Origin of the sequence: Streptomyces clavifer (assembly GCF_036345975.1) — a bacterium.
Lineage (GTDB): Bacteria > Actinomycetota > Actinomycetes > Streptomycetales > Streptomycetaceae > Streptomyces > Streptomyces clavifer.
The window spans coordinates 109,029-122,581 of record NZ_CP107793.1 but is presented as its reverse complement, the minus strand read 5'-3'; the positions used below and the strand labels follow the sequence as shown (position 1 = coordinate 122,581).

Annotated in this window: 14 protein-coding genes and 1 pseudogene; 6 read left to right on the top strand and 9 right to left on the bottom strand. The window is 72.5% G+C overall.

Translation table 11 applies throughout. The annotated features are described in order from the left end of the window. Window positions 1–61 precede the first annotated feature (61 nt). Complete coding sequence (locus OG927_RS00480; protein WP_330319479.1) at window positions 62–592, bottom strand: hypothetical protein; 531 nt, start codon at window positions 590–592, stop codon at window positions 62–64. Between the two features lie 622 nt (window positions 593–1,214). On the opposite strand from OG927_RS00480, the gene OG927_RS00475 reads away from it, so the two are divergent. After that, window positions 1,215–1,475: a hypothetical protein gene (locus OG927_RS00475; RefSeq protein WP_056790186.1), complete on the top strand. Its 261-nt coding sequence runs from the start codon at window positions 1,215–1,217 to the stop codon at window positions 1,473–1,475. Between the two features lie 652 nt (window positions 1,476–2,127). On the opposite strand, the gene OG927_RS00470 is transcribed toward OG927_RS00475, so the two are convergent. Further along, on the bottom strand, window positions 2,128–2,523 hold the full coding sequence (locus OG927_RS00470; protein WP_241192067.1) for an SEL1-like repeat protein: 396 nt from the start codon (window positions 2,521–2,523) through the stop codon (window positions 2,128–2,130). Window positions 2,524–2,981: 458 nt separating this feature from the next. Between OG927_RS00470 and OG927_RS00465 the strand changes: the two genes are divergently transcribed. Further along, complete coding sequence (locus tag OG927_RS00465) at window positions 2,982–4,022, top strand: endonuclease/exonuclease/phosphatase family protein (RefSeq protein WP_330319478.1); 1,041 nt, start codon at window positions 2,982–2,984, stop codon at window positions 4,020–4,022. A 120-nt stretch (window positions 4,023–4,142) separates the two neighbouring features. Here the strand turns inward: OG927_RS00465 and OG927_RS00460 are convergent, their stop codons facing one another. The 3 genes from OG927_RS00460 to OG927_RS00450 all read right to left on the bottom strand — a co-directional run bounded on the left by OG927_RS00460 (window position 4,143) and on the right by OG927_RS00450 (window position 8,215). Next, the gene (locus OG927_RS00460) at window positions 4,143–5,168 is read right to left on the bottom strand and encodes a C40 family peptidase (RefSeq protein WP_330319477.1); all 1,026 of its coding nucleotides are present in this window, start codon (window positions 5,166–5,168) and stop codon (window positions 4,143–4,145) included. Between the two features lie 448 nt (window positions 5,169–5,616). Continuing rightward, window positions 5,617–7,302 carry a serine/threonine-protein kinase gene (locus tag OG927_RS00455; protein ID WP_330319476.1) on the bottom strand — a complete coding sequence of 562 codons (1,686 nt, stop codon included), beginning with the start codon at window positions 7,300–7,302 and terminating at the stop codon, window positions 5,617–5,619. A 547-nt stretch (window positions 7,303–7,849) separates the two neighbouring features. After that, entirely contained in the window at window positions 7,850–8,215 is a 366-nt protein-coding gene (locus tag OG927_RS00450; protein ID WP_056790202.1) for a hypothetical protein, read from the bottom strand. A gap of 204 nt (window positions 8,216–8,419) precedes the next feature. Between OG927_RS00450 and OG927_RS00445 the strand changes: the two genes are divergently transcribed. The 4 genes from OG927_RS00445 to OG927_RS00430 all read left to right on the top strand — a co-directional run bounded on the left by OG927_RS00445 (window position 8,420) and on the right by OG927_RS00430 (window position 10,192). After that, window positions 8,420–8,725, top strand: a complete 306-nt coding sequence (locus OG927_RS00445) for a hypothetical protein (protein WP_241192066.1) — start codon at window positions 8,420–8,422, stop codon at window positions 8,723–8,725. Continuing rightward, window positions 8,722–9,537, top strand: coding sequence for a hypothetical protein (locus OG927_RS00440; protein WP_330319475.1), 816 nt, complete (start codon window positions 8,722–8,724; stop codon window positions 9,535–9,537). The genes OG927_RS00445 and OG927_RS00440 overlap by 4 nt, the downstream gene beginning before the upstream one ends. A 95-nt stretch (window positions 9,538–9,632) precedes the next feature. Beyond that, window positions 9,633–9,755, top strand: a complete 123-nt coding sequence (locus OG927_RS00435) for a hypothetical protein (protein ID WP_277426320.1) — start codon at window positions 9,633–9,635, stop codon at window positions 9,753–9,755. Between the two features lie 38 nt (window positions 9,756–9,793). Continuing rightward, entirely contained in the window at window positions 9,794–10,192 is a 399-nt protein-coding gene (locus OG927_RS00430; protein WP_056790217.1) for a roadblock/LC7 domain-containing protein, read from the top strand. A 13-nt stretch (window positions 10,193–10,205) separates the two neighbouring features. Here OG927_RS00430 and OG927_RS00425 read toward each other — a convergent pair whose 3' ends face one another. The 4 genes and pseudogenes from OG927_RS00425 to OG927_RS00415 form a co-directional block, all read right to left on the bottom strand. Then, entirely contained in the window at window positions 10,206–10,481 is a 276-nt protein-coding gene (locus tag OG927_RS00425) for a GNAT family N-acetyltransferase (RefSeq protein ID WP_364798543.1), read from the bottom strand. A gap of 88 nt (window positions 10,482–10,569) precedes the next feature. Beyond that, window positions 10,570–10,914, bottom strand: a pseudogene (locus tag OG927_RS35940) (IS256 family transposase); the annotation flags it as partial. A 365-nt stretch (window positions 10,915–11,279) separates the two neighbouring features. Continuing rightward, window positions 11,280–12,218 carry an SDR family oxidoreductase gene (locus OG927_RS00420; protein ID WP_056790220.1) on the bottom strand — a complete coding sequence of 313 codons (939 nt, stop codon included), beginning with the start codon at window positions 12,216–12,218 and terminating at the stop codon, window positions 11,280–11,282. Window positions 12,219–12,718: 500 nt separating this feature from the next. Then, window positions 12,719–13,255 carry an NUDIX hydrolase family protein gene (locus OG927_RS00415; protein WP_107103223.1) on the bottom strand — a complete coding sequence of 179 codons (537 nt, stop codon included), beginning with the start codon at window positions 13,253–13,255 and terminating at the stop codon, window positions 12,719–12,721. Window positions 13,256–13,553: the final 298 nt, after the last annotated feature.

The following is a 13,553-nucleotide window of genomic DNA, read 5'->3' as shown; positions in this document are numbered from 1 at the left end:
TTCAGGGCGTCCCCGCTGGTGGGACGTGGTGTCGGTGAAGTGGTGCGGGCCCGGGGCGCGCTCAGCGCACCCAGCCCGTGAAGCTCTGTCCGATGGTCTGGCTCTTCTCCGCTGCGCGCGGCCGGGCGCCACCGTCGACCGCGGCCGACACGGCACGCACCAGCCACGCGTTGACCGACAGGCCCTCGCCGGCCGCGACCTCCTCCGCGCGGGCCTTGAGGTGGGCCGGCAGGCGCAGGTTGACGCGGGCGGTGCCGCCCTCGTCACCGTCGGCCGGGGCCGGGGCCGGGGCCTGGGCCCTGAGCGGTCCGACGGGCCCCGCCGGCTCCGCGGGGACGCCGCCGTCGGTGGGCGGCGCTGTCACCACGAAATCGGGGTCGAGCCCGCGCAGCCGTACATCCACCGAGCCGGGGGCGAGCTCACGGGTGATCTCGTCCGTCGCGGCGGAAAGCATGTGGAGCATGGCCAGCCGGGTCGCCGACTCCAGAGGAGCAGTGAGCCTCTCCGCCAGCTCGCGGGCTTCGTCGCCGCCGGCTTCGGCGGCCACCACGAGTTCGCGGCGAAGGGTGTCGACATACGGGGTGAGGTCCATGACGCCATAATGGCACCATGTTGGCTCCATGCGCAAGGCGCTCGGTGCCATTCCTGTACACGCCATCAGCTCCAGTACCTCTGACCTGCGGAAACGTGCTGAAGCTGAGCTGGACAATCGTGGCACCATGCGTGTTCGCCCACTTCTCGCGGCATGAAATGGCGCCACTTGGCACCGTGCGGCGCCACGCAGTGCCAAGTGGTGCCATGTGATGCCGGGTGGCGCCATGCTGTCTGCGGGACCCCGGGCCCGTCCGGACCCCGGTGATGCCCGGCCGCGCCACTGGCACGGCACACGCGCACCCGGACGCCACGCACGGCCCGGGAGGCAACAACCGCACCAACGCGACGCGACCGGCCGGGCACCGGACACCGGCTGCCCCGTCACCGTGTTCCGCCCCCGGCGCACAACCACCCCCGTACGTACAGTGGAAGGTGCCACAGCCCGCAGCCGGGCGCAGTAGGGCCCGCACCCCACAACGCCCCGCACCCCGCAACGCCCCGCACCGCTGCTCCGCAGCCCGGGCGGGCATGCGTCGTCCGGGGCCCAGGGGGTACGCGAGGTGCGACACCGGCCCGCACGCACCGGAGCGGGCGCGCACGCACCCACGGGAGTAGACGACATGACCGACCGCAGGCCTCAGGGAACCGCCTACACCGGGGCGAAGGCCAGCCCGCCGCCGATACCCGCAGACATGCCCGACCAGCAGGCCCAGGAGGGCGAAGACGCCCTCGACGTGATCCTCCCGCCGGGTACCGAACGTCCCGAAGCGGAACCGGACGCCGAGAAGACCGATCCCGACGAGGCCGGCTCGGGCCGTGACTCCGCCCGTAACGCCGCCATCCGCACGGACCAGCCCGCCCCGGACGAGCCGACGGGATGACGCTTGTACGCCGGCGACCCCGCTGACACGCGGCGCAGCCGGCCCGCGGCGCCGTGACCCGGAAGGAACGGCGTCGCGGGCCGGACTCCCCTTCCTCGCCCCCGGCCCGACCAGTAGCCTCCGGCCGCGCATCTCAGGACCTGTAGGCCCTGTTGCGTCACCCCAGCCCCACCACCCCGAACATGCGGAGCCGTTCCCCCCGCCCGGCCCGTCGGCAGCTGACGACCGCGCTCCGGCGGCAGGGCCCGGGAACCCTCGGCCACTGAACCCCATGCACCCGGCGCCCGCCACCCGGCCCCGTGTTCCACAGCAGCCCCGGAACCCGGCACCCCGGCGATGCCATGGCCGCCGCGCGTGAAGGGCGGGGCCGGCCGCGGCGGTCCGGCCCGGGGTGCACCCGGCAGATCGCCACCCCGCGCGAGAACCTTCCCTCGGACCAGGGCCTGACGGGAGACCATGACGACGCCTGCGCCGCGCCGCGTCGTCCCGCCGCGTGATCCCGGGGAGCCCACGGTCCTCGACGGACCCACAGGTCCTCGAAGGACCTGGACACCCAGGACCGCAGGAACACGAGAGGAACCCCGAACGAAGCCACTCCACCTGCGTGGCGTGCCCCCGCCGGCAGTCCTCTCCGAGCCCCTGCCGCCCCCCGCTACAGCGGGTTCGTCCCGTCCATGTTGAGTGCGTGGCCGGGCCGGAAGAAGCGCTTCGCGAAGAAGTGCCCGTTCTCCGCCGCCATCCGGAACCACCGCTCCGACGCGGCGAGACCGTCGCGCTCCTCGACCAGCCGGCCCATCTCCCACATGGCCTCCCGATCCCCCCGGTCCACCGCCAGGCGCAGCAGCCGCTCCGCCTCATCCAGATCCTTGTTGATCTTCGCGAGCATCGCCGTGGCCCGCAGGGCCCGCACATCGCCCTCGGCGATCGCTGCCCGCAGCTTCTCCGGTGTGCTGTACCTGAGCCGCACCCGGCGGTTGCGCAGCACCAGCAGCACTGCCAGGAACCAGACCACCCAACTCACCGTGAAAACAGTGTCGTTGCCGGTCACGAACGAGATGATGCTCAGTACCGCAGCCGTCACAAACAGCAGAAAAGGCATCTGTGCCCCCCGGTTGACGCATGTACCCCGCTGGGTCCTCCCCGGCAGGCGGCCCCGCTACGCACGGACGAACACCGCATTCGTGCGGGCAGCGAAAACCTCTGCGAGCCCTCGTGTCCGAGATGCCGGGCCGCTTCGGCGCCCGGGCGCCGCACCTGGAACGTGATCCGCCCGGCGCGCTAAACTCCGGGGCGCCCGCACGGGGGCCGGGGCGGCAGCCGTGCGGAAGCCGCCCGTCCTCCTGTGTGCGGTCAACGCGAGGATGCCCATGTCCTCTCGTCCCGGCGGGAACGCCGCGACCGCACCTGCCCCCCCCCCCGCAGGCCCCGACGGTGCGGCGTTCATCGACGGCCGAACCGGCCTGGGTGAGGCTGCTCGGAGACAGGCTTCCTGAAAGGGCGCACGGTGTGAGTGCCGACACGAGGACCTCCACGGACCCGAAGGCTGCGCGCCCCGCCCGCGGGCACGGTCCACGACGCCGCGGCCGGACCTGGGCGCGGGCGGCCTGCGCTCTCGCCCTCGCCGTGCCTGCCGCCCTCCTCCTCGTACGGCTGACGGGCAGCGACGCCGGGACGCTGCTCGCCGTGCCGCTGGTGCTGTTGCCCCACTCGGCCGTCCTGTGCCTGCTGGTGCTCGGCGTGACGGCCGGTGTCCCCGCCCTGCGATCGCGGGGCACTGCAGCGGCGGCAACGGTCCTGGCCGTGGCCCAGATCCTCCTGATGGCACCGCGGTTCGTGTCCGACGCGCCCTCCGTCCCCCCGTCGGCGTCCGAGCTGCGGGTGGCGACGATCAACACCGATGCGGGGGCGGTGGACCCCCATGCGGTGGCGGAGATGGTCCGTGCCGAGCGGATCGACGTACTGGCCGTGGAACAGACACCGTCCGCCGGGCTCGCCGCGCTCGACACGGCCGGGCTGGACGCCCTGCTCCCGTACCGGGAACTGCACCCCGAGTACGACTCGTCGATCTACTCCCGGCTCCCGTTGTCCCGGGCGGGTACGACACGTGCCGACACCGCGTGGCCGCAGACCACTGCCGGGGTCGCAGTCGGCGCACGCACGGTGCGGTTCGTGGCCGTTCACACCTACTACCCGCTCGGGGACGCGGACCGGTGGACCAGGGACATGACCGCCCTCGCCTCCCTGGCCCGGGACGGGGGAGCGGACACCGTGTTCCTGGGCGACTTCAACGCGACCCTCGACCACACCCCGATGCGGGCACTGCTGGCCGCCGGCCTCACCGACACCCACGCCGAACTGGGCCGGGGATGGGCCCCGACCTGGCCCGTCGGCACGGGGATCGTCCCGCCCCTGGTCCAGCTCGACCACGTACTGCACGGCCCCGGGCTGGCAGGGGTGTCCGTCAGGGAACGCACCCTGGCAGGGACGGACCACCGGGCTGTCATCGCGGTCCTCGCCGTGCTCCCGCCGCCGCGCGACACCCACTGAGCCCCGCCCCCGGCGAACAGCCCGGCCACAGGCGTCGCCGACAGCGGGGCTCGCCCCCACGAACGCCGCCCCCCACACACACAGCGCAGTCGGCCGGGCACCGGGCCCGCCCGGATGTGATCAGATGCGCACCGCGGCCTGGTAGCTGCCGACGGTGTTCATCGACTCGTAGCGGACGAAGGCACCCGGGTAGGGGGCGTGGAGCACCGTGTTGTTGCCCGCGTAGAGGCCCACGTGCGAGGTGTTGCTGAAGAACACCAGGTCGCCCGGCTTGAGCTGGCCGCGCTGGATGCGGGTGCCCTCATTGATCTGGGTGAACGTCGTGCGGGTGATGTCGGCACCGGCCTGGGCGTAGGCCCACTGGGTCAGACCCGAGCAGTCGAAGGAGTCGGGGCCCGTGGCGGTACGGACGTAGGGCTTGCCGACCCGTGTGTCGGCGGCCTGGAGTGCCGCGGCGCCGAGCGCGGAGGCGGGGGCCTCGTTGCCGAGGTCGACCCGGTCCTCTGCGGTGCGGCCGGCACGCTGCTCGTCCTGGTCCATCCTGGCGCGTTCGGCGACGGTCAGGGTGTTGAGCAGCTTCTGCGCGTCGGCGAGCTTGCCCTGGAACTTCTGCTTGTTCCTGCCGAGCGTCTCGCGGACCTCGGAGAGGTCGCTGAGCTTCGAGCGCGCTTCCGTGCGCTGCTGCGCGAGGGTGCGCTGCTTCGCCTGGATCTTCTGCAGCGACTCGGCCTGCTGGGCCGTCAGCTGGTCGAGCGCGGAGGCCTGGTCGAGGAAGCTGTCCGGGTCCGAGGAGAGCAGCAGCTGGACCGACGGGTCCAGCCCGCCGGAGCGATACTGCGCGGTGGCCAGCGAACCGAGCTCGGCGCGCAGCGTGTTGAGCTCGTCCTGGCCGCGGGCGACCTTGTCCTGGAGTGCGTCTGCCTGGTTCTTGAGCTTGTCCTGCCGCTCCTTGGCACCGTTGTACTTCTCCGTGGCCTCCTCGGCCTCGTGGTACAGCTTGTCGACCTTCGCCTTGACCTCGCTCCTGGTCGGCTTGGGGTCGGCGTGGGCGGCCTGGGAGGTCAGGGCCACTGCGGCTGCGGCGGTCGCGGTGAGCACGGTCACGCGGGTGCGGCTCGGCTGCTTGGGACGACGGTGGGACGCCACGAAGGCGAGCTCCTTCTTCCTCGAACCGCCTACCGGGCTGCGGGGGGAATACACCTGCATCCCCGGCCCCGTGCACGTCACGGACTCGGCGGTCCCTTCGCCGTCACCCCGGATGGGCAATCAACCGTACGAAGGTTCGACGGCCGACCCTAGTAACCATCTCGTGATCTACGCAATCTTCACAGGAATATTGTCGACACCCCGGACCTTTCCGTACTCACCACGCACACTGCGCAGCCGCGGCCTGACGGTCCGTTGCGCTCACCTGCACCTTTCCGGCATGCGGCGCCACGACCCACCGGGCACGGAAGCCACTGCGGGGGCAGGACCGTGCCCGGCCCCTTCACCGGACTCCCCGGACAGCCCCGGCCCGCCGGCCCGCGCCCAACAGCCCCCGCCCCCACCAGAAAACCCCGAGCACCCACCTGCCCGCAGACCCACCGAACCCCTACCGGGCCGCGCCCCGCCAGACAGTCAGGTCTCCTTGCAGGAAGGCGAGGTCCGGTATCGCGGTCGACTTCGTCTGGATCACGTACAGCCCGATGTTGCCCTCGGCGTCCTTCATGCAGATCTCGGTGCCGGCCGCCGCCGCGGCCAGCTTCACGCTGTGCCTCGTGGTGCTCCCGAGCAGGAGACGGCACTCGTCCAGGGTGGTGCCGTGCGCTCCGAACATCTGGATGAACACCGTCTCCTCGCCCCACAGTTCACAGCCCACCGACTTGCACCCGAAGCGGACGTCGCCCTCGGGGCCCTCCAGCTGCGGGTCGGAGCCCGAGAGGCTCAGCGAGCTCTTCGCGTCCAGCCGCATCAGGACGAACCCCTGCGGCCGCGGCTCCTGGCCCGAGCCCGACGACGAGGGCGCACCGTCCCCCGACGCGCCATCACCGGACGCACCGTCACCGGCTTCCCCCGACGAGCCCGAAGCCTCCGAGGAGGAGTCCGACGAACCTCCCGGTACGGATGCCGACGACGACCGTGCGGCCGGACTCGTCGCGGACGCCGTGGCCCCGGCCGCGACCCGGTCACCGATCCGGTCCTTCACATCCATGACCGACCAGGCCAGTGCCACCACCAGCAACGCACCTCCCGTCACACCGGCCGCCGTGATCAGAGCACCGCGCCGCCTGCGGGACCTGCGCTGCTCCCGCGTCGGCTGCGGCTCCCCGAACCGCGGCTGCGCGAGCGCCTGGGCGGGGACCGGCGGCTGCGGGTAGGCCGGGGTCGACTCGGCTACCGGCGCCGGAACCACGGCCTGCGGCCCGGCGACCTCCCGCCACACAGCGGGCCCCCCGCCCCCGTCCGCATCAGCCCCCAGCCGCTGCCGGCACCACTGCACGACCTCCGCCGGCGTGGCACGCTGCGCCGGGTCGGCCGCCAGACACCGGGCGAACAGCGGACGCAGCGCCTGGGGCAGCAGGGACAGGTCGGGTTCGCAGTGCACGATCCGGTACAGCATGTTGACGGCCGAACCGGAGCCGTAGAGCGGCCTGCCCAGCGCCGCGAACGCCGCCGTCTGGCCGAGCGCGAAGACGTCCGTCGCCGCCGTCGTCTCGTCCCCGGACGCCTGTTCCGGAGTCATGAAGGCAGGCGTGCCGATCGTTCCTCCCGTCGCCGTGTACGAGGTCCCGTCGACGGCCAGCGCGATACCGAAATCGATCACCCGTGGGCCGTCGGCGGCCAGCAGCACATTCGACGGTTTCAGGTCCCGGTGCACGATGCCCTCGGCGTGGATGGCCTGCAAGGCCTCGGCCACCCCCGCCATCAGCCACAGCACCGCCGGCACCGGCAACGGCCCACGCCGGGTCACCGCCTCCGTCAGCGACGGCCCCGGCACGTACAGCGTGGCCAGCCACGGTGGTACGCCGTCCGCGTCGGCGTCGATCAATTCGGCGGTGTACGCCCCCCGGACCTGCCGGGCCGCCTCGATCTCCCGGCCGAACCTGCGCCGGAAGCCGGGATCGTCGGCCAGCTCCGGCCGCACGACCTTGACCGCCACGGGACGGCCGCCCTGCGTGTGCGACAGATACACCTGCCCCATGCCACCGGCGCCCAGCCGCGCGGCGAGCCGGTAGCCCCCCACCACGGGCGGATCGTCGGCCCTGAGCGGCTGGAAGGCCCCCGTCGCCTGGTTCATCGGCCCTGTACCCCCGTGTGCTGCGTCGGCCAAAGCCTGCAGCCTAGGCGCAGCGCCGGCTCGGCCCGCTACGGACCCTCACGACCGGCACCGAGACATCCGGACCGTCACCCACACCTTCTGTGACACCGTCACCGGGAACGTGAGGCAGCCGGCCGCCCGCCCCCGTTCTCCGGCTCGGTGAAGCGGAACTCCTTGCCGTGCTTCGGCGGTCGCCCGCCCCGGGGACAGACCAGGGCGTACTCCTTGGGCGAGGGCGAGGGCGAGGGCGTCGGCCGTCGCGTCACCCGGTCTCCAGGGCAAGGCCAGGCCGGCGACGACAGCGGCGCGGTCGCGTGCCAGCCCCGTGGCGAGGGCGTGGAGGCCGGGAAGGCCGTCCTGCCGGACGGCGTCGGGCCGCGTGGGCGGGCGTCCGCCCTGACGCGCCACCTGCGCCACCTGCGCCACCGGCCCGGATCCGGCTTCGGAGCAGATCTCACCGGCCCCGCATCCGGGGCACGCCGCAGCGGCCGCCCCGTGCGTGGCCAAGGAGATGCCGCGCGACCGGTCAGACGTCCAGGGAGGACTCGATCCGCTTCAGGCTGTGCCGGGCCAGGGCGAGGTTGCTGCGTCCGCGGTCGAGCGCGAGGTAGAGGAAGAGGCTGCCGCTGCTGCTCGCGAGGGGACGTATGAGGTGGTACTGCCGGCCGAGGGTGATGAGGATGTCCTCGATGGTGTCCTCCATACCCAGCGTCGCCAGCGTACGGATCTTGGCGCGGACGACCTCGGTGTTGCCGGCCGCTGCCATCTCCAGGTCCACGCCCGCGTCGCCCCCGAGCGTCCCCAGGGACATACCGCTCTCGTAGTCGACCAGGGCGACGCCCAGGGCCCCGTCGATCGCCATGGCTTCCTTGAGTGCTGTCTCCACGGTCATTGCGTTGCCTCTCGGTCACGTTCGCGCCGCATCGGCGTCATGTCATACATCGGCGTCATGTCGTAAAAACATCCAGAAGCCCTGTATCGAGCTTGATCTTTAAACTACTGTGCTTTCTGTCCGAAAGTGAAGCCTCACGAGGGAGTGATGGGACCGGTGTCCTCGGTCGAAGACTCTTTGGGTCGCCTGCTTCAGGTGCCCGGAGTGACTGGAGTTTCCCTGGTGGACGCCGTCTCCGGGCTGTCATACGGTGCGGCGGGCCCCCAGGACCTCGGCGCCGACGAATGCGGCCGACTGGCCGTACTCATCGACGAACGGCTGCATTCAGCCGGTGCAGAGGGAGAGTTGGAGACGGTAGTCGTCACCGGCGCCCGGCACCAGCTTGTACTGCGCGTGCTGCCCGGCTGTGGTGATCCCCTGCTGCTGGCCGTGGCCCTGGAGCGCGAGCGCGCCAACCTGGCCGTGGTACTGCGCCACCTCGACCGCTATCCGGCCCAGGAGGCCGCGTGACGACCCGGGCGGACGGACCGCGCAACGTCTCCGCGGTGCTCAACACCCTGCACGAGCAGGAGCGCGACGGCACGGTGCTCGTTGCGGGCACCCCTGGTGGCCGGATACACGTGCGACAGGGACTTGTCGTGAGCATCGATACCCCCGGCGCCCCCGGCGCAGAATCGATACTCCTCAAGTCCGGGCGCGTGTCGGACACCGCTTGGACCGCGGTCCGGGCGGTCTGCCGCGACGAGGAGGGCCGACTGGCAGACGAACTGTCGGCCCGCGGCCTGCTGACAGCGACCGAATTCGAAGTTCTCTGCGTGGCGGCCGTGTTCGACGCCGCCTTCGTCCTCGCCCTCGCCCCTCCTCAGGGATGGGAGGTCACGGGGCCGGTTCCCGTACCTGTCAGCGGTCCCGCCCTCGCCCCTCGGCGGATCGCCGCGGAGACCACCCGCCGCCTCGCCACCCTCGACGGCCTGTGGATGCCCGCGAGCGCCCTCGCCGCTCTGCGCGTGCAGCCTGCCGAACCGGTGCCCTCCCTGCTCCCGCCCCGGTACGGGACTTTGCTGCGGGCCGCCAACGACCGGCGCACACCCCGCGATCTGGCCTTCGCCCTGGGGCGCGGAACGTACGCGGTCATGCTCGACCTGGCACGGATGCACACCCTGGGCCTCCTCAAGGAGACCGCTTCCCTCGCGGACGCCCGTCCGAGCACGGCACCGCGCGCCCCCGCGCCCGAAGCCCGAAACCCGAAGCCCGTCCCGGTCGTCACCCTGCCCCGGCGCACTCCCGGCGCCCACCAGCTGGGCGGGACGGGCCGGTCGTGAACGCGCGCCGCCGGACACGGGCCAAAACCCGCAACCTGCTGCTGGCTCGGAGTCTCCGGATCCACGGCCGGCGGCCACCGCCCTCTCCACTGCCGGTGCGCCGCCCCAGCAGCCCCGGCACCCTGCCCCGTCCGCCGGACGGCCTCGACGCCCACCGGCCCGACGTCGGCCTGCTGCGCCGCGTGTACGCCCGCCTGATCGACAGTCCAGAACCCTGACCTCCTCTGGACGCACTTTCCCTCACACCAGGAGTCACATGTCCGGCACCTCGCACACCAGCCCTCTTGTCGAGATCATGACCGCTCTGCGGGAACGGGTCATGGGGGTGCACGACCTCGTCCTGTCGACCGGCGACGGCCTTCTGGTTGCAGCGGACGCCGCGACCGTTCACCCCGAATCCATCGCGGCGCTCTCCGCCGCCACCCTCAGCCTCGGCCAGCGGCTGGCCCACGAGGCCAACGGCGGCACGCTGCGCGACGTCACGACCCGTTGCGCCGGACGTCATGTCCTCATCCAGGCCGTCGGCGACCGCGCCCTGCTGACCGTCCTGGGTGACGAAGGGCTGGACCTCGCCCTGCTGCACCTGCACATGCCCGCCACCGTCGATCAGCTGGTGCGGATCCTCGAACACGACACCCCCTCCCAGGCCTCCTAGGGAGCGATACCGGTCAGGAGCCGCGGTCCGCCGCACCAAGCCGCTCCAGGACCTGGCCCTCACACAGCCGGACTACCCGGTTCAGCCAGGCCACGGCCGGGTCGGGAGAGCCTGCGCTCATGCGCTGGTAGCGCGACCTCAGGACCGGGGCACCGTCCGGGGTGCCGCCGATGAAGGTGTGCAGGGCCGGATCGGACAGCACCGCGGCCACCTCCCCGGCATCCTCGACATACAGCGGCAGCAGGTCCAGCCGGCAGGTGCTGATGGTCCGGGCCGTCATGACGCTCACGCCGCCGCCTCGGGGCGCTCGCGCTGGGCCGACTCGGCAGGGCGTTGACCACGTTACGGATCTTGTGAACGCGGCAGGTCTGGCGCCTGGCCTGGAGAAACACCTCTGCGAGGGCCCTCCACAGGCCCATCGCGCCTTCCCCGACGACCAGTTCGGGATCGCGCAGCCGCGACGGCGGTAGTCGCGCAGCAGGTCGGCCCAGGACTCGGTGGGCTCCCGCAGCCCTTCCGTGAGCGCGATCAGCATCCTTGATGCCGTCCACGCGCACACCCATCAGGACCAGTACACAGGAGCGGGCCTGACCGAGGCGGACCTCGGTGCACACCGTCGGCCCACCCCAAACGCAGCCGGACGCCGAGAGCTCGCGTTCCCGGAAGACGGCGTGCTCTGCCTGCCACTGCTTGGCCAGCCGCGTCACCGTCGCCGACGACAGCCCGGCCGAGCCTCCCAGGAACTGCTCCAGCGCAGGCGCGAAGTCCCCGGAGGGCAGCCCGTGCAGCCCGTGCAGGCAGAGCAGACAGAGCAGGGGCAGTACCTCGCTGGGCTCCTGGAGATCTCGACGCGGCTGCAGCCCGTGCGAGGTTCAGCGCGTACACCGCGGCTGTCACGCCGGCCATGTCCTGTCGACCGCAACGGGTCGAGGACAGTCGCTGATCCCAACGAACCCGGACGTGCGGTCGGTAGGAGACGGCCTGCCCCGGACCGCTGAGGATCCGAACGGACCTGCCCTGCCGTCTGCCGGCCCCGGCAGGAACAGGGCAGGCGGGCGCCCGTGCCGCGGAGCAGCGGTGTTGCCGCCTACCCGTCGCGTGGGGGAGAGGGGCGGGTGGCCCGGTAGGAGTCCCAGTCGGCACGTCCTCCGGCGCCCAGCACCTCCACGGGGGAGGACATCGTGTCGCGGGGGCGGCCCCGCAGCTCGCGCCGCGCGGTACGGGCGACGAGTGCGGGGAACAGGGGGCGCAAGGGCTGGCACCAGCGAAGCCACGGCGGGGCGTAGATGTGCGGGGCGCGGTGCGTGATGCCCCGGGTGAGCCACCGGGCGACCTGGTCGGGGGTGTGCACACGGCGGGCGGGGCGGGGCTGGTTGCGCCGCAGGGCTTGCAGGACGGGATGGTCGTCGAGGCCGCTGAGCATGTCGGTTCCGGTCCAGTGGAGGTAGGCGATCCCGACCTGGATGCCGTCCGGCTCGACCTCACCGCGTAGTGCGAGGGCGAACGACTCCGCCCCGGCCTTGGAGGCGCAGTAGGCGCTCATCATGGGCGCGGCACCGAACGCCGCTGTGGAGGCGACCTGGAGGAAGTATCCGCGGGTCGCGGCGAGCTGGGGCAGGAACGCACGGAATGTGTTCGCGGACCCGGTGAGGTTGACGTCGATGACCCGCTGCCAGAGTTCGGCGGACGTGCGGTCGAACGGCCCGCTCACCGCGATGCCGGCGTTGGCCACGACCACGCAGGCAGGGCCGAGCTCGGCCTCCACGCGGCGGGCCGCGTCCGCCAGCGCCGCACGGTCGGTGATGTCGGACTCGATACAGAGGCTCGGACCGGGCAGGGACGCGGCGGCGTCCTGCAGGGTCTGCTCCTCCCTCCCGAGCAGGGCCACGTGCATCCCGGCACCGGAGAGGCTTCGCGCGAGGGCTTCACCGACGCCGCGAGCGGCACCGGTGACGACCGCGACCCGCCCACGCAGAGGACTGCCGGGAGCACGGCGGGTCCGGCGACCGCCAGGGGTGTCGTGCATCATCTCTCCTCGCTCCCGTGCCGGGCACCGGTGCAGGCCTGTCCGGTCACTCCGGTCACCGCACCACCGTCAGGCCGCCGGCCGGCTACCGCAACCGGACCCGGCCCGGGAGCGGGGCGGCGCGCACAGGGGCCCGCAGCCCCCGGGCACGGCCCGGGGCGGGCGCGGACCCACCCGCCGGCTCGGTCTCCGGCGTCCGCTCGTCCCGTCCGCGACAGGCAGGGGAGCGACCGGGACCTGCGGCGGGCGGAGCAGCCCGCGGGTGCGAGCACCGTGACAAGCAGCCGGGATCCGGTGCGATGACAAGAGCCCGCCGCCGGGCCGGTACGCGGCGGGGTGCCCGGGAGGGAGCCGGGGGCGGAGTCTGTCCGAGCGGCTGGGCCACCGCGGCCGGACATGGCTGCGCAGGCTCTCAACACCGGTGCGTTTCAGGCCTGGTCCGCGTGCAGCGCCGTGTCAGCCGGCGCACCGGCCGACGCCGGCCGCCCGGGGGCCATGCCTCACTGTGTGTGCCCCACGTGCGCGAGGGCCTGCTTCAGCAGGACCCCGTGGCCGCCCGGCATCTCGCTCTGCACAGCGGGCGAAGCGGCCTCCTGCGGGCTGAACCAGACCAGGTCCAGTGCGTCCTGCCGCGGACGGCAGTCGCCGGCCACCGGGACCACGTACGCGAGGGAGACCGCGTGCTGGCGCGGGTCGTGGAACGGGGTGACGCCCGCGGTCGGAAAGTACTCGGCGACCGTGAAGGGCTGCGGGGAGACGGGAACGCGGGGCAGGGCCACCGGGCCGAGGTCCTTCTCCAAGTGGCGCAGCAGCGCGTCACGGACCCGCTCGTGGTGCATGACACGCCCCGACACCAGTGCGCGGCTGATGTTTCCGTCAGAGCCGATCCGTAGGAGGAGTCCGATACTGGTGATGTCGCCGCTGTCGTCCACGCGCACAGGCACGGCCTCGACGTACAGGATGGGCATCCGAGCCCTGGCCATGGCCAGCTCGTCCGTGGTCAGCCAGCCGGTCGTGGTTTCGGTCATGTCAGACATCGCTTGATCATACTTTCCGGGCCGCTCCTCGGCCCAGGTCCCGGGCGAGCACTCCGATGAGAATCCGTTCCAGGAGGGGCACCCCGTCGTCAGGACCGGCCGACGCGGTGCCACGACACCCTCCCGGCGACGACAACGCCGGGAGGGTCCCCGCTCCGGGCAAAACCGGGCCCCCTCCTGCACTCCCTCCCGGCGAAGCGGGAGGAGACCACCCCGGATCGACAGGCCTTCACCACCCTGCCCGGCCACGACCAGCGCGTCGCAAGAGGGCCCGGGCCCCGGCACGGGCACGAAGGAC